General features: G+C 49.5%; 14 protein-coding genes. 1 reads left to right on the top strand and 13 read right to left on the bottom strand.

Annotated features, from left to right (window positions below):
- Window positions 1-91 precede the first annotated feature (91 nt).
- From EV209_RS10150 to EV209_RS10110, 9 genes are all read right to left on the bottom strand, one after another.
- Entirely contained in the window at window positions 92-1,354 is a 1,263-nt protein-coding gene (locus EV209_RS10150; protein WP_207220599.1) for a glycosyltransferase family 2 protein, read from the bottom strand.
- Between the two features lie 115 nt (window positions 1,355-1,469).
- Window positions 1,470-3,329, bottom strand: a complete 1,860-nt coding sequence (ftsH, locus tag EV209_RS10145) for an ATP-dependent zinc metalloprotease FtsH (protein ID WP_130435334.1) — start codon at window positions 3,327-3,329, stop codon at window positions 1,470-1,472.
- A 248-nt stretch (window positions 3,330-3,577) separates the two neighbouring features.
- Window positions 3,578-4,300 (bottom strand): hypothetical protein, encoded by a 723-nt coding sequence (locus EV209_RS10140; protein WP_130435333.1) that lies wholly within the window; start codon window positions 4,298-4,300, stop codon window positions 3,578-3,580.
- 1 nt (window position 4,301) lies between these two features.
- Complete coding sequence (locus tag EV209_RS10135; protein WP_130435332.1) at window positions 4,302-5,162, bottom strand: ABC transporter ATP-binding protein; 861 nt, start codon at window positions 5,160-5,162, stop codon at window positions 4,302-4,304.
- Entirely contained in the window at window positions 5,143-5,526 is a 384-nt protein-coding gene (locus tag EV209_RS10130) for a GntR family transcriptional regulator (RefSeq protein ID WP_130435331.1), read from the bottom strand. Before EV209_RS10130 ends, EV209_RS10135 begins: the two co-directional genes overlap by 20 nt.
- Window positions 5,527-5,782: 256 nt before the next feature.
- Window positions 5,783-6,232, bottom strand: coding sequence for a DUF2752 domain-containing protein (locus EV209_RS10125; RefSeq protein ID WP_130435330.1), 450 nt, complete (start codon window positions 6,230-6,232; stop codon window positions 5,783-5,785).
- Complete coding sequence (locus tag EV209_RS10120; RefSeq protein WP_130435329.1) at window positions 6,232-7,440, bottom strand: aspartate kinase; 1,209 nt, start codon at window positions 7,438-7,440, stop codon at window positions 6,232-6,234. Before EV209_RS10120 ends, EV209_RS10125 begins: the two co-directional genes overlap by 1 nt.
- Window positions 7,441-7,459: 19 nt before the next feature.
- Entirely contained in the window at window positions 7,460-8,668 is a 1,209-nt protein-coding gene (locus EV209_RS10115; RefSeq protein WP_130435328.1) for a homoserine dehydrogenase, read from the bottom strand.
- 5 nt (window positions 8,669-8,673) lie between these two features.
- A complete protein-coding gene (locus EV209_RS10110; protein ID WP_130435327.1) occupies window positions 8,674-9,114 on the bottom strand; it encodes an ACT domain-containing protein in 441 nt (146 codons plus the stop codon).
- A 176-nt stretch (window positions 9,115-9,290) separates the two neighbouring features.
- On the opposite strand from EV209_RS10110, the gene EV209_RS10105 reads away from it, so the two are divergent.
- The gene (locus EV209_RS10105) at window positions 9,291-10,727 is read left to right on the top strand and encodes a phospholipase D family protein (protein WP_330521087.1); all 1,437 of its coding nucleotides are present in this window, start codon (window positions 9,291-9,293) and stop codon (window positions 10,725-10,727) included.
- A gap of 166 nt (window positions 10,728-10,893) precedes the next feature.
- On the opposite strand, the gene EV209_RS10100 is transcribed toward EV209_RS10105, so the two are convergent.
- The 4 genes from EV209_RS10100 to EV209_RS10085 are packed head-to-tail and all read right to left on the bottom strand — an operon-like array spanning window position 10,894 to window position 15,045.
- Window positions 10,894-11,307 (bottom strand): YbaN family protein, encoded by a 414-nt coding sequence (locus EV209_RS10100; protein ID WP_130435326.1) that lies wholly within the window; start codon window positions 11,305-11,307, stop codon window positions 10,894-10,896.
- Complete coding sequence (locus EV209_RS10095; RefSeq protein WP_130435325.1) at window positions 11,304-11,642, bottom strand: nitrous oxide-stimulated promoter family protein; 339 nt, start codon at window positions 11,640-11,642, stop codon at window positions 11,304-11,306. Before EV209_RS10095 ends, EV209_RS10100 begins: the two co-directional genes overlap by 4 nt.
- Window positions 11,642-13,309, bottom strand: a complete 1,668-nt coding sequence (cydC, locus tag EV209_RS10090; protein WP_130435324.1) for a thiol reductant ABC exporter subunit CydC — start codon at window positions 13,307-13,309, stop codon at window positions 11,642-11,644. Before cydC ends, EV209_RS10095 begins: the two co-directional genes overlap by 1 nt.
- Window positions 13,306-15,045, bottom strand: coding sequence for an ABC transporter ATP-binding protein/permease (locus EV209_RS10085; RefSeq protein WP_130435358.1), 1,740 nt, complete (start codon window positions 15,043-15,045; stop codon window positions 13,306-13,308). The genes cydC and EV209_RS10085 overlap by 4 nt, the downstream gene beginning before the upstream one ends.
- Window positions 15,046-15,083 lie beyond the last annotated feature (38 nt).

The raw sequence follows: 15,083 nt of genomic DNA, 5'->3' as shown, positions 1-15,083 counted from the left end.
AAACCCTCCGGGGGATCGCACTGCGGCGTAAGGAATTACGTCGCTAAAGCGACACGCCGCAGGCGGAGAATCCCGCCAGCGGGATTCTTTTTCATTGCCTGATCTCCTGTACATTCCGCACAATGGTGTGCTGGATAGGCGTCCATGTCACCTTCTTAAACAGCGCAGCGATCGCAATCGGAAGATAAGTGAAGATAAAGATAGGGAAGGTGAACAGATAGAGGATTTTTTTCGTACTGCTGCAGTGGATCTGTTTCCATTCCGTAATTGTTGTCACAATACCGAAGAAGAACAGTGACAGGTAAATACTGGCCACACAATTAATAATCTCTCCTCCTGCCAGCAAAAACAGGCTTTCTTCTCCGTTAATCAGCCCCATCATCATGGCGCCGCCGTTAATCAGCAGGGTCGCGATGGTCAGCAGCATGGCGGGCGCTATGTTCATCAGCATGTCAAAGCACTGAAAACTGCGGTGTTTAACACATCCTTCCACCAGGCCTTTCCCATATTTTCCCACCACCTGGTAAAAGCCCTTTGCCCAGCGCAGACGCTGATTCCAGGATTCTTTAAAGCGGACAGGCTGTTCGTCATAGAGCACTGCTTTCTCACAATAACCGATCACATTGCCCTGAATGATGTTGTCCACGGAGAATTCGATATCCTCAGTGAGCAGATGATGCTTCCATCCCTGGTTTTTCTCAATAATCTGGCTGTCCACCATGAATCCTGTGCCGGAAATCGCACAGCTGGAACCGCACTGCATTCTGGCTCCGTTCAGGTATCTGGATTCGCGGAGGAACCAAAGGGCATATCCCGCAGAAATCCAGTTAGAATCATAATTCTTGGAATTGCGGTAGCTGGTGATCACAGGGTAGCCGTCGTCAAACACTTTGTTCATTTCGTAAACATAGTTCTCATCCAGCACATTGTCCGCATCAAACACCATATAAGCGTCATAATAGCGGATACCCTTGTCCTCATCGATCTTATGGAAAATGTAATTCAGCGCATAGCCTTTGCCCACCTGAACCCGGTTAAAACGCTCAAACACTGTCGCTCCGTTTTCAGCGGCAATTTCCGCCGTGTTGTCCGTGCAGTTATCGGCCACCACATAAACATCCAGCAGTTCTTTCGGATATTTCTGGCTGTTGATGCTCTGCAGCAGGCCGCCGATCACCGCGCTTTCATTTCTGGCTGAGATGATGACTGCATAACGGTGGAAAGGCCGTTCCCCTCTCACCACATCCTTTTTCAGCAATCTGATAAACACATATACGACCTGGTATGAGTAGCACAGAAAAAACAAAACCAGAATCGCAAAATTCATATACCGGATAAATGTCTCCATGGTCATTGTATTCGCTCCCTTTCATAGACAATTCACCACTTCTGTAAGTCTTATCCAGTATAATGTAAAAACTGTGTTCATTTTGTGATTTCAGCCTTACAATTTCATTTCGGGGAGCATTTTATTGTAAGGAATCTGTAAGAATTTCGGTTTCCTGGTGTGTGTGCAGGATCTCCATAAACTCTTCTCCGGTAATGGTTTCGTGGTCATACAGGTATTTCGCCAGCTCATGCAGCCTGCCGGAGTTCTCTTCCAAAAGCTTTCTGGCTTTCTCATACTGCCGTTTCACCAGTTCCACCACTTTGGCGTCAATCTGAGAAGAAGTATTTTCTGAACAGGCAAGAGAAGCGTCTCCGCCCAGATACTGATTGGTCACCGTTTCGAAAGCAACCATTCCAAATTCTTCGCTCATGCCGTACCGGGTAATCATGGCTCTGGCCAGCTTTGTGGCCTGTTCGATATCGTTGGACGCGCCGGTGGAAATTGTATGGAAAACCAAATCCTCCGCTACCCGGCCGCCAGTCAGGGTAGCGATCCTGTTCTCCAGTTCTTCTCTGGACATCAGATTTCTATCATCCTGGTCTACCTGCATCGTATAGCCCAGCGCCCCGGAAGTCCTTGGAATTATGGTAATCTTCGTCACCGGTGCAGAATCTGTCTGCAGGGCCGCTACCAGCGCGTGGCCGATCTCATGATAGGATACGATGAGTTTCTCTTTATCCGTAAGAATTTTATTTTTCTTCTGGTAGCCTGCAATCACCACTTCCACACTCTCTTCCAGGTCCGCCTGGGTCACAAATTTCCTGTTGTGTCTCACAGCCCGCAGCGCGGCTTCGTTGACCATATTGGCCAGCTCCGCCCCGCTGGCTCCCACCGCGATTCTGGCAATGGCTCCAAAATCTACATCCTGCCCCACGTTCACCTTTTTGGCATGGACCTTCAGAATCTCTTCACGTCCTTTCAGGTCAGGCAGCTCCACAGGAACCCGGCGGTCAAACCGGCCCGGCCTAAGCAGCGCGGGGTCCAGGGAATCCGGCCGGTTGGTAGCGCCCAGAATGATCACTCCCTTTGTGCCGTCAAAACCGTCCATCTCTGTCAGCAGCTGGTTCAGCGTCTGCTCCCGCTCATCATTTCCGGAGAATCCGCCGTTGTCTCTCTTCTTGCCAATGGTATCAATTTCGTCAATAAACACGATGCAGGGAGCTTTTTCCGCCGCCTGCTTGAACAGGTCCCGGACCTTGGCCGCTCCCATTCCCACAAACATCTCCACGAATTCCGAGCCTGATATGCTGAAAAAAGGCACATTGGCCTCTCCTGCCACCGCTTTGGCCAACAAAGTTTTACCTGTTCCGGGCGGGCCCACCAAAAGAGCGCCTTTGGGCATCTTTGCTCCGATTTCCGTATATTTCTGAGGGTTGTGCAGAAAATCCACAATCTCTGTCAGCACCTCTTTTGCCTCGTCCTCTCCCGCCACATCAGCAAACTTGATTCCCGTGCTGGATTCCACATATACTTTCGCGTTGCTCTTTCCAAAGCTCATGGCGTTGGCCCCCATGCCGCCGCCCATCCGTTTCATGAGGAAGCGCATCAGCAGCTGCCCCACAAGGACGATCAGCACGATCTGGAACAACAGGGAGAAGATATAGCTGAAAATGTTGGAAGACTTCTTCACAATGGGCGTACCGAAGTCCTGAATTCCCGCCTTTCTCAGGCGGTCCACCAGTTCCGGGTCATTCATGTTTCCCGTCTTATAATAGCCTGTTTTTTCTGCCTTATCGGTAAATATGATCTGGCTGTCCTCCACCTGGACCTGGCTGACATTTCCTTCCTCCACCATTTCCAGGAACTTTCCATAGGAAACTTCCGCCACCTGCCTGCTGGTCAGCCACGGCAGGAGCAGAGAATTCAGCGCCATCATAATTAATAATGCGATCAAATAATAAAATATGAGTGGTTTTTTGGGTGGTTTTACTTCTTTCATCAATACCGCCTCCTTTTCTTCTGTCTTAATATTATCATCCGAAACCTGAAAGTCAATGCCGCCGGGATTTATTTTACAAAGAATTCATTTTATTTCATTTTTGCCTAATATTATAAAGAATGCGGATGATACGCGACAGAGGCGGAAGAGAAAACTCCGGAGGCTCCATGCCTTACGGCTATAGCCGCCTCCGTTTTCTCTTCCGCCTCTCTGCCAGGGATTCTTCCCGCTGTAAAACTGCCCACCGCCTATTTTAGTTCTGTATGGCGGATGATTGCATACGAACCTGTTCCAAAAATTGCTGCCAGAGCCGCCAGGGTCAGGACAGGAAACATGCAGTTGATCGTTCCGTCCGGCATAAATCCCATTGATTTCATGAAAAAGCTTATCATACTGGCCACTGCTTCGGCTGAAAGTACATACTTGAATACTGCGATAATCAGCAATACCATACCGCCGGCAGCCACTCCTAAATAAATGGATGCTGTCTTTCCGACTTTATTTATGATAAGCATCAGTAAGTATAACAAATTGCAAAGCGTAACATAAAGAAGAAACAGCCACAGCCAATTCATAAATATGTTATCGTAGCCATAAATACCACTGTACAGGGAGGAATAGCCGCTGTTAAAGTGGTGAATGACGTTCCCGACCACAGTATCCACAAACGCCATAATTCCGGAAATAAAGCAAAACATGGAAAGGGTTGCAGTGAAAATTTGCCTGCGGGTAAATCCGTTCTGGATCAGCATTTTAAAGTCTTCTTTAAAGCCTAATGCTCCCAATATCCCAATATAAATCAAGGTGTTCATTTCTAAAACGTCGGTTCCCAGGTTTTCAAAAGTTCCCATGCTGATCCCTACAATCAACGTAATGAGTAAAACCACAGCATATTGTATGGCATAAAAAATCCATATAAACTTAAATGAAGTCATACATTCATACTGAACAGCAGCTTTTAATTTCTTCATTTCAAATGCCTCCTTTCTCCGTTAACTTGACAAACAGTTTCTGCAGGTTCATGGCTGAAGCCGATAAATTGCTGTTCTTGGGAAGCGGCGTCTTTTCCCCCAGCACGTAAGCGATTTTCAGATTTCCCAATTCATCATACCCGATGATATTTTTGTCAGCACAATAAGCGTCTACTTCCTTGGCAGGTCCATATATGCTGTATCCCATTTCCATCAGCGTGCTTACGTGATCCTGCAGCAGCACTTTTCCCTGGTCAATCAGAACAACTTCCTCAATGATATTTGCCACTTCTTCAATAAGATGCGTGGCAATAATGATCGTGCGCTCGTTGTGTTGAAAGTCTTTCAACAGCAAATCGTAGAATAGTTCTCTGTGATTTGCATCTAAGCCCAAAACTGGTTCATCAAAAATCACATATGGAACCATCAGGGACAGGGCCACGGTTAATTTAAAGATGGACTGGTAACCTTTGGATAATGCCTTGAATTTCTTGTTCGTGTCAAGATTAAACTTCCCTGCAATCTCAAAGGCTTTATCCAGATCGAAGGAGTCATAAAAACGGTTGATCCATTTAAAGAGGTCTTTCACTTTTAAACCCGCGTCATATAAATCGGCCTCGCTCATGCAGAAAATCTTTTCATGGACTTTAATATTTTCTTTTGCCGGAAGATCATCAATCAGGATTTCTCCGCTGTCCGCAAAAATGCGGTTGGCTATGATATTGATGAGCGTGGACTTTCCGGCGCCATTTCTCCCCAGAAATCCATAAATTTTTCCGGATTCAAAGGAAAAAGACACATCATGAAGGGCGGCAACATTTTTGTACCGTTTTGTAACATTCTTAATTTGAATTGCATTCATTTTCAAAACCCCTTTCTATCAGAGAAATAATTTCGTCTTTCGTCATATGCAACTTGTTGGCTTCCTCAATCAGCGCCGCTACAAACTGATTGTAGAACTGGCCCTGCCTTTTCTGGCGTATTTTTTCAATTGCTCCTTCCTTTACAAACATTCCCAGCCCCCTTTTCTTATAGATAATTTCCTCGTCCACAAGTAAATTCATTCCCTTTAAAACAGTGTGTGGATTGATATTCAACAGTGCAGATATTTCATTCGTTGAGGGAATTTTACTTTCCTCCGGGAACACTCCAGTGAATATAGAGTCTTCCAGCTGCTCCGCAATCTGGATGAAAATCGGTTTTTCTATATTCGGATTTATGTTCAACTATACCACTCCCTTTCCTGTGTGTATGTTTGTTAGTCAAGTAACTAACTACATTACATCTGTACTATAACTGATTGAAAGGATATTGTCAACAGTTTTTTTTAGAATCCGGCTTGCCGGACTCGCGCGCCGGAGCGCGGTCGCTATCGCGGCCATATTTCCTTAGCGCGTCGTGCGCATCCCCCGGAAGGTTTTGTTTCATAAGAAACGCAGCTTGCTATGAAACAAAGAATCCCCTGCAGGCTTTTAAAGCCCTTCAGGGGATCAGTTCCATATGAAATGCCAGCAGCATCACATTTTTCCAGATAAAATTCAATATCACAATCGCCACCGCCAGATAACAGTACAAATTTCTGTAGCGCATCCCTTTGATCCTGCCCCGGGTCAGATGGCGCAGGGTATGGGTGATCCAATACCACCCGCAGACCGCGGCCCCGTATGGCACCAGGGGATGATAAAACAGGCTCTGCAGGATCTGCCCGTGCAAAAGAAAGCGAAACGAACGGCTTCCCCCGCAGCCGGGGCAGTAAATTCCCAGCCAGGTGCGCAGGGCACAGGGCAGCAGAAACGGGCTCAGATCCAGCCTGAACAGCCAGATTACGCCTGCCCCCAACAGCCCTGCCGCCAAAAACGCGGTCAGAAGACGGTAAAGAGTCTCTTCCATCCTGACATCCCGCTCCGCGGGCTGCAAAATCAGCTTTTTCATTAATCTCCCAAAGAGAAAGCGTCATGGACGGAGCGCATAGCCCGCTCCACGTCAGCCTCGTCAATCAGCACGGTAATGCGGATTTCTGATGTAGAAATCATCTTGATATTCACGCCCACGCTGGCCAGAGCTTCAAACATTTTTGCCGCGACGCCGGGGTTGGAGGTCATTCCGGCTCCAATGATGGACAGCTTCGCCACCTTTTCCTCGCTTTCCAGTGTCTGGGCGCCCAGAGAATCCATATGACGCTTGATGATTTCCAGCGCCTCTTCCAGGTCCGTGCGCGCAACAGTAAACGCGATATCCTTTGTACCATGGCGGCCCACGGACTGCAGGATAATATCCACATTGATATTATGTCTCGCCAGATGCTGGAACAGCTTGAACGCGATTCCCGGCTCGTTTTTTACGCCCATCACTGAAATCCGGGCTGTATTTCTATCGGCGGCAACCCCGCTCACCAACATTTTTTCCATCTTTACTTCCTCCTTGACAATGGTTCCCTCCGATGTATTCAGGCTGGAGCGCACAATCAGGTGGACCCCGTATTTTTTAGCCATTTCCACGGAACGGTTGTGAAGCACTTTCGCACCCAGAGAGGCGAACTCCAGCATTTCATCGTACGTGACCTCATCCATCTTTCGTGCGTTTGGAACAATACGCGGATCAGCTGTATATACTCCGTCCACATCCGTATAGATCTCGCACAGATCCGCGTGAAGCACTGCTGCCAGCGCTACCGCTGTGGTATCTGAACCGCCCCTGCCCAGAGTTGTCATATCGTCATATTTATTAATCCCCTGGAACCCCGTAACAATCACAATTTTACGGGCGTCCAGCTCATTGCGCACCCGCTCTGTATCAATTCTTTTCAACCTGGAATTTCCATAAGCGGATGTAGTCTGCATCTGTATCTGCGCCGCGTTGAGAGAAATCGCCTGTACGCCCAGGGCTCCCATGGCCATGGCCATCAGGGAAACGGATACCTGCTCCCCTGTAACCAGGAGCATATCCAGTTCTCGTTTGGATGGGTGGGGATTGATCTCATGGGCCTTAGCCAGGAGTCCATCCGTAGTCTTTCCCATGGCGGACAGCACCACGACCACGTCATGCCCCTTATTATAATCTTCTATGCAGCGGCGGGCCACGTTGAAAATGTGTTCTTTATCCGCAACTGAGCTGCCGCCAAACTTTTTTACAATTAACATACTTTCCTCCAGCAATTATTTATGCCAGGCGGATTCTGCTGATCACGCCTTCCAACCTGGCGGCGGCCTCTTCAAAGTCCGCTTCTGACAACACAGGCGTCACCACCCCAAATTCTTCCATCCCCGAAATCTTCTGCACCTGGCAGGGGCCAAAGGCTTTTTCCGCCTCTGCCAGCCTGTTTTCAGGGTTCCCGGACAGCCGGACGAAAAACTGCTTTTCGGTCTTCTTCCAGTCGCCGAGCTCCAGCTTTTCAGCGCTCCAACGCTGCATCACCGTCACCTGCTGGTTGCGGGCGGCATCCACCATATCCGCCACCACCGCGCTGGCAGTGGGCAGTTTCCCGGCTCCCGCGCCATAGAACATCAGGTCGCCGATCACCCCGCCGTTTACCAGAATGCCGTTGAGCACGCCGTTTACGCTGTACAAAGGATGATCCTGACCGATCATCACAGGGGACACCATCACATAGACTTCTCCATTCTTTTTCCTGGCAGTCCCCAGAAGCTTCACTGTCCTGCCCATGGCAGCGGCATAAGCCATATCCCGGTCGGAAAGCTCCGTGATTCCCTCTGTGTACACCTCTTCGGAATCCACCTGCCTGCCATAAACCAGGGAGGCCAGGATGGAAATTTTCCGGCAGGCGTCATGGCCTTCCACGTCCGCTTCCGGATTACGTTCCGCGTATCCCAGTTCCTGAGCCTGCTTCAGCACTTCCTCATAGGGCATGCCTTCCTGAGCCATCTCTGTCAGCATGAAATTGGTGGTGCCGTTGAGTATACCGGTGATTTCATCAATTTCATCCGCGGTAATACATTCATTCAGCGGACGGATGATGGGAATGCCGCCCCCTACGCTGGCCTCAAACAGGAAATTGATGTGCTTCTCTTCTGCGATCTGCATCAGCTCCGCCCCATGCTTCGCCACCAGCTCTTTATTGGAGGTGGCTACATGTTTGCCGGCCTTCAGGCAGGCTTTTACAAAATCATAGGCAGGCTTTGTGCCGCCCATGGTTTCCACCACGATCTTTACCTCCGGATCCTTTACGATGATATCCAGGTCATGCACCACATATTTTTCCATTGGATCACCCGGAAATTCTCTCAAATCCAGCACATATTTTACTTCCAGCGGTTCTCCTGCCCGCCTGGCCACGCAGTCCGCATTCATGCGCAGCACCTGGGCCACCCCGGAACCGATATTGCCATACCCTAAAATTGCAGTCTTCACTTCTGTCACTCCCTCGCTAATATTTTCAAATCATGCACGCCATCCAGATGTTCAATTTTATCCAGCATGGCGGAAACATCCTCTGCCCCCGGCAGCACTTCTATGCTGAGCGTCAGCATGGCCACCCCGTTTACCGGTATCGTCTGATGGATTGTCAGCACATTCACCCGGCTTTCCGCCACCCGCCGGAGCACCGAAGCCAACAGCCCTGGCACATCCTCCATCTGAAGCAGCACTGTGACAGTCCTGCCCCTGGCGTCATCGTGAAACGGAAAAATATCATCCTGATATTTGTAAAAGGAGCTCCTGCTGATTCCCACCTGTGCCGCCGCATCGTGCACAGTCCTGGCCTTTCCGGATTCCAGAAGCCTTTTGGCCTCTACCACTTTCAGCAATACCTCGGGCACTGCCTTCTGCTTTACTACATAATATTTACTTTCTGCCATTTCGTCCTCACATCCTCTCGGAATGTTCGTCGTTTAAATACATGTGTCCTCACTCGAAAGATATTATCACAAATTCCGGAACAGCGCAAGCATTTTTTGACAAATATTTTTTTCCGTGATACACTCACAGTATATTTGTAATAAACTAAAGAAGAGAGAAAGGCCAAGGAGTAACCATGATGCGACATAAACGATTGTGGGCTGTCCTCATTGCGGCAGCCTTACTGCTTGCTTATTTGATTATAGGCGCCATAGCGCCCTTTGTAAAGTATTCTGAATTAACAGAGGCTCAGAAAGCCTCATTTTCGGCGGATCGTTTCCGCAGCGGACAGACCGGTCCGGACCGGGCGATGCTGCTGGAAACTGCGGAATCTGCGCTGGATGAGCGCATTCGGCTGATCAATCTGGCCCAGGAACGGATTATTCTCACCACGTTTGATATGCGGGAAGGGGCCAGCACCGAAGATCTTGCCTCCCTTCTGATCTGCAAGGCGGACCAGGGCGTGCCGGTAGAGATTCTGGTGGACGGGCTCAGCGGCATGCTTCGGGCTCAGAACAGCCTGACGCTTCGGGCCCTGGCCTCCCATGAGAATATTGTGTTCCGATTTTATAACCCCATCAATCTTTTTACCCCCTGGACCAGTCAGGGGCGCATGCACGACAAAATCCTTATTGTGGACGACAAGGGGTTTATACTGGGCGGGCGCAATACTTTTGATTATTTCCTGGGCAGCTATGAAAGCGCTCATAAAAGCCTGGACCGGGAGGTTCTGATCTGGAATACCAGGCAGGGAGAAAACGACCGGGAATCTTCTTTATTTCAGGCTGAAGAATATTATATGCAGCTGCTGCAGGAACCTGTGAAAACCTTCGGGGAAGGTCCTGTATTCCCCTTCCAGGCGCTCCACCTTTCAGAGGAACTGGATAGGCTGCGGGCACATTATCAGGAACTGCAGAACAACAGGCCGGATCTCTTCGCTCCTTTTGATTACAGCCTGAACACCCACCCCACCAATTCGGTTCAGCTTCTCACCGGCCCCACCGGAATTTACAGCAAAGAACCAGTGCTGTTTTACCAACTCACCCAGCTGATGAAAACCGCCCGGACCCAGGTCACCATCCATACGCCCTATGCGGTTTGCAATGATTTCATGTATGAGCAGCTCTCCGGCGTTGCTCAGGCTGTTCCGGAAACCACGCTGATGCTGAATTCCGTGGACAACGGGGACAATATGGTGGCCTCCAGCGATTATCTCCACAACAAAAAAGACCTGATTCAAACAGGCCTCTCCATCTATGAATACGACGGCGGTTCTTCCTATCACGGAAAATCAGTCACCATCGACGACGATATCTCTGTGATCGGTTCCTACAATTTTGACCTGCGCAGCACCTATATGGATACGGAATCCATGCTGGTGATCCAGAGCAAAGAGCTGACCGCCGAACTGCAGGGTTATATGGACGCCCTCAGACAGGACTGCCGGAAGGTCACCGGCCCTGATACCTACCAGGTTCCGGAAGGCCTTGAAATCCGCAGCCTGCCGGGCTGGAAGAGAAGTATGATGTATGTCTTCGGATGGTTTCTGCAGGGATTCCGGTATTTGGTTTAGTTGTTGTTTCCTGGCAGCAAATGAGTTCGGCCCTGGCCTGCGGTTTTAACCTTCGCAGGCCAGGGCCGAACATTTTTTCCGCCTTTCGAAGACAAATCTTATTTTATTATAGCTCCCAATCTGCGGCACTGCTAAGCAAAACATCCGGCAGTCTTTTCAAATTGGCTCACGCCGCATCGATATCAGCATACCCCTCTTCATCACGATGTTCCTCAGTTTTCAGAGTTTTAATTCCGAATACGAAAATAAAAAGATGAAGCACCCATACGCAGCCCAGTATGATCCTTCCCACAGGAACTCTGCTCATCATTACAAATCCCACCGACATCGTGGCGGTCACCATGATCATAATGCGGATTTTGGCTCCCCAGGTCATCCCCCTGCCCTGAACAAAGCTCTCAAGATTTTTCTGATAGAGCCTGGTGGAAAGAAACCAGTTATGCAATCGTTCCGAGCTTCTGGCAAAGCAAAAGGCGGCCAGCATCAGAAAGGGAAATGCCGGGAGCAGCGGCAGCGCGGCTCCCAGCGCTCCAAGTCCCAGCCCGATACAACCAAGAATTACATATAATACTTTTTTCATCCTTCACTCTCCAATCTTTTCTTCTCTTTTCTGCTCTCTATGACGTGCCGGACTGCAGTCCCCGGATGGTGAAATATCATCCGGGGGCCGGCATAGCGCATGACTTCCCGGATCTTTTCCCGCATGTCCGGCCTGTAGCAGTGTACGCGGCAGTTGGAACAGAATGTCTTTGTTTCCATGAACGGGCAGCGGTCGCTGCGCATTCGGGCATACTCCTCCAATTCCCGGCACTCCGGGCATAGCTCCTCTTTTCCTCTGTGTTTTCCCCGACAGTAAATTCGGATCATTTCCGAAACCAGCTTTTTTTCCCGTTCTCGTTTATTGTTTTTATCCATCAGCAGCTCCTTTTCCCGGACAGTTCTTCCGCCTGGTAAACTTGATCCGCAATGTTCATAGTAGAGGCTCTGTGGGAAACCAGCACCACGCTCCTCTCTTCCTGCTGGTCCCGGAGAGACTTCAAAATTACCGCTTCATTCAGGCTGTCCAGATTGCTGGTGGGTTCATCCAAAAGCAGCAGCGGCGCATCGTGCAGGAACGCTCTGGCAAGCCCCAGGCGCTGACGTTCCCCGCCTGACAAGGTTTCGCCCAATTCCCCCACTTCTGTGTCGTATCCGTTGGGCAAAGTCATGATGAAATCGTGAATCGAGGCTTTCCGGCAGGCTTCTTCCAGTTCTTCCCTGCTGGCGGAAAGCTTTGCAATTCTGAGGTTTGCGGCGATACTGTCATGAAACAGATGGGTCTCCTGGGTCATATATCCTTCCATTTCCCGCAGATCCGACGCATTCACCTGGCGGATATCCTTACCTGAAATCTCCACACGCCCCTCCTGGGCGTCCCAAAACCGCATCAGCAGTTTCAGCATGGTGGACTTCCCGCTTCCGCTCCTTCCCACAATTCCCGTGATTTTACCTGGCTTTACCTGCAGGCTCAAGTCCTGAAGGACCAACTCGTCCCCGTATCCAAAAGTCACCTTTTCCAGCCCCGCGCCGGAAAAAACTGTCTTTTCTTTTCCTGCTGTCCCGGCAACCTGAGGTGTTTCTTCCAAAATATCCAGCACCCGGTTTCCGGCTGCAAAAGTATTTTGTAAAGTGCTTCCCAAATTTGCCAGAGCAATCACCGGACCAAAAGAAGACATGGTAGCAATGACGGAAATCAGAAGCCCGTCAAACCCCATCTGCCCATCCAAATACAGCCAGGTGCATACCCCCAGCTGAAGGAAATCAACTATGAGGATCAGAGTATTGGTCAGAGCCATATTGCGGCCTGTCATACTGCTCATCCTTTCCTGTTTTTCAGACAGCCGGTCTGTTTTATTTTCCAGCTCAGACAATCGTTTCTCCCCGGTTCCATATTGCTGGCTCTCCTTCAGCCCACGCAGGCTGTCCAGCACAAAACTGCTCAATTCTCCGGAGCCTTTCCGAAATTCCATTCCCACGCTGCCACTGCGCCTGGAAATCATCAGAGGAACAGCAGCCCCCACTGTCACATAGCCGCACAGAGCAATCAGTCCGGCCAGCCAGTGGTACCTGCCGATCAAAAATGTCATGGCCAGAGACATTACCGCAGCAATGACCACAGGGGAAATCGTGTGGGCGTAAAACACCTCCAGCAGCTCTATATCGGAAGTGATCACGGAAATCAGATTCCCCCTGTCTTTTCCTTCCAATTTCGCCGGACAGAGTTTCCTGAGAGCAGCAAATACTTTATGCCGGATCAAGGCCAGCAGGCGAAACGCAATATAGTGGTTGCAGGCCTGTTCACCATAACGCAGGATTCCCCGCAGCAGAGCCAGAGTTCCCACGATTATACACACAGTCTTCACTGTAAATGGCGAACCAGCGTTCACTGCATCAAGGATTCCATAGCCCCCCAGCACTGGTATCATAATGGAACACAAAAATCCCGTCACTCCCATCAGTACCGCGCACGCCATCCACCCCGCCAGCGGTCTTACCAATCCGGACAATTTCAGCATGATTTTTAAATTACTGCGCTTTTTCATTCCTGCCCGCCTCCTTTTCCGATCATCTCCAATTCCTGCTGCTTTTTCCATAACCTCGCGTAGCCGCCGCCATAGTCTAAAAGTTCTTCATGGGTTCCCGCCTCGCATACTCTGCCATTTTCCATCATATAAACACGGTCAGCTCCAGTCAGGTTGGCCAGCCTGTGGGAAATTAGAATGACTGACTTGTTTCCTTTCAGCGACCTGATCTGTGCCATAATTTCATTTTCGCTCTCCACGTCTATGTTGGAAGTAGCTTCATCAAAAATATACACGGGGCTGTCATGCAGCAGCGCCCGGGCCAGGGCCAGCCTCTGCCTTTGGCCCCCGGACAGATTGGACGCCCGTTCTTCCAGCTGAGTATCCAGCCCTTCTTCGGTCCTCAGGAAATCAGCCAAATTTACTTTTTCCAGAGCATTCCACATTTTTTCTTCTTCCGCCCCCGGGTCTCCCATTTTCAGATTATCCCGAACGCTTCCTTTAAAAATATAGCTGTCGTGTCCCACATAGGTAACCGACTTCATCAGACTTTCTTCTGACGCCTGGGATAATTCTATTCCCCCGACCTGAATGCTTCCACTGTAACTTTTATTCCGTCCCATCAGCAGAGCCGCTAGAGTAGATTTTCCGCACCCGCTCTCCCCTGCGACAGCAGTAAAGCTACCCCCAGGGATCTCCATAATGATGTCCTTTAACACCTCCCGTTCTCTGTCATAAGAAAAACTCACATGCTTTATGGAAATATCCGGGTTCTTAACCGAAATCTTGGCTTTCCCCTGCTGTGGTTCAGGTAAATCCAACAAATTAAAAATTTTATCGCTGGCCGCCATTCCGTTCATGGCAATATGAAAGAAACTTCCCAGCTGCCGCATGGGAATAAAAAATTCCGCAGCCAGCAGGATGATGACGAAACATCCGGCAAGGCTTATATTTCCGGCCAACAGCTGCCAAAGAGACAGAATCACCCCCAAAGCCGCCCCGCCAAAGGCTACCAGATCCATGACAGAAATGGAATTCAGCTGCATGGTCAGCACCTTCATTGTAATTTTCCTGAATTTCTCAGCTTCTTCATCCATTTGCCTGCTTTTATACTCATCCGCCTGATATATTTTCAGTGTAGTGAGTCCCTGAAGATTTTCCAGAAAAATATCGCCTAGAGCAGTATACTGTCCCCAGTATTTTCCCAACAGCTTTTTGGCGAATATCTGAACCGCAGCAATAGCCGCCGGAATCAAAGGCACGCAAAGCAGTAAAACCAGCGCCGGAGGAACGCTGATAAAGGAGAGAACTGCAAAAAGCGTAACCGGAGCCAGCATACTGTAAAAAAACTGTGGCAGGTAAGCGCCAAAATACGTCTCCAGCTGGTCTACTCCCTCCACCGACATCTGTACCACTTCAGAGGTGGAAACCCGCTCCTGGTAAGAGGAGCCTAACCGCAGGAGTTTCTGATAAATTTCCCGGCGCAGCGTCTTTTTTACGGATTCTGAGGACAGGAAACTCATTCTTGCGCTCCCCAGAAGACAAATGCAGCGGACTGCCAGTACAGCAATCACAACTAAAACGGTCCCCCACAGGACTTCTTTCTCAGGCTTGCCCGCCGCCAGCCGGCCAATCAGGTTCCCTGCTGCAAACACTCCCGCAATATTAGCCGCCATGCTGCACCACTGAAACGCTACATTCCCTGCTATGTACTTTTTAGACTGGCTGACTGTATTGATCAGCCGTTTGTTCATCATCATAATTATCCTCCTGCATACTTTATGTGGTTAGTTTT

The sequence above is a fragment of the Cuneatibacter caecimuris genome (genome assembly GCF_004216775.1).
Taxonomy (GTDB): domain Bacteria; phylum Bacillota; class Clostridia; order Lachnospirales; family Lachnospiraceae; genus Cuneatibacter; species Cuneatibacter caecimuris.
This window is presented reverse-complemented; position numbering and strand designations above follow the sequence as displayed.

What these genes read in the sequence shown, in the direction of transcription:
- EV209_RS10150 (WP_207220599.1), bottom strand. Translation starts at nt 1,354, where the DNA reads ATGACCATGGAGACATTTATCCGGTATATGAATTTTGCGATTCTGGTT.
- ftsH (WP_130435334.1), bottom strand. Translation starts at nt 3,329, where the DNA reads ATGAAAGAAGTAAAACCACCCAAAAAACCACTCATATTTTATTATTTG.
- EV209_RS10140 (WP_130435333.1), bottom strand. Translation starts at nt 4,300, where the DNA reads ATGAAGAAATTAAAAGCTGCTGTTCAGTATGAATGTATGACTTCATTT.
- EV209_RS10135 (WP_130435332.1), bottom strand. Translation starts at nt 5,162, where the DNA reads ATGAATGCAATTCAAATTAAGAATGTTACAAAACGGTACAAAAATGTT.
- EV209_RS10125 (WP_130435330.1), bottom strand. Translation starts at nt 6,232, where the DNA reads ATGAAAAAGCTGATTTTGCAGCCCGCGGAGCGGGATGTCAGGATGGAA.
- EV209_RS10120 (WP_130435329.1), bottom strand. Translation starts at nt 7,440, where the DNA reads ATGTTAATTGTAAAAAAGTTTGGCGGCAGCTCAGTTGCGGATAAAGAA.
- EV209_RS10110 (WP_130435327.1), bottom strand. Translation starts at nt 9,114, where the DNA reads ATGGCAGAAAGTAAATATTATGTAGTAAAGCAGAAGGCAGTGCCCGAG.
- EV209_RS10105 (WP_330521087.1), top strand. Translation starts at nt 9,291, where the DNA reads ATGATGCGACATAAACGATTGTGGGCTGTCCTCATTGCGGCAGCCTTA.
- EV209_RS10100 (WP_130435326.1), bottom strand. Translation starts at nt 11,307, where the DNA reads ATGAAAAAAGTATTATATGTAATTCTTGGTTGTATCGGGCTGGGACTT.
- EV209_RS10095 (WP_130435325.1), bottom strand. Translation starts at nt 11,642, where the DNA reads ATGGATAAAAACAATAAACGAGAACGGGAAAAAAAGCTGGTTTCGGAA.
- cydC (WP_130435324.1), bottom strand. Translation starts at nt 13,309, where the DNA reads ATGAAAAAGCGCAGTAATTTAAAAATCATGCTGAAATTGTCCGGATTG.
- EV209_RS10085 (WP_130435358.1), bottom strand. Translation starts at nt 15,045, where the DNA reads ATGATGAACAAACGGCTGATCAATACAGTCAGCCAGTCTAAAAAGTAC.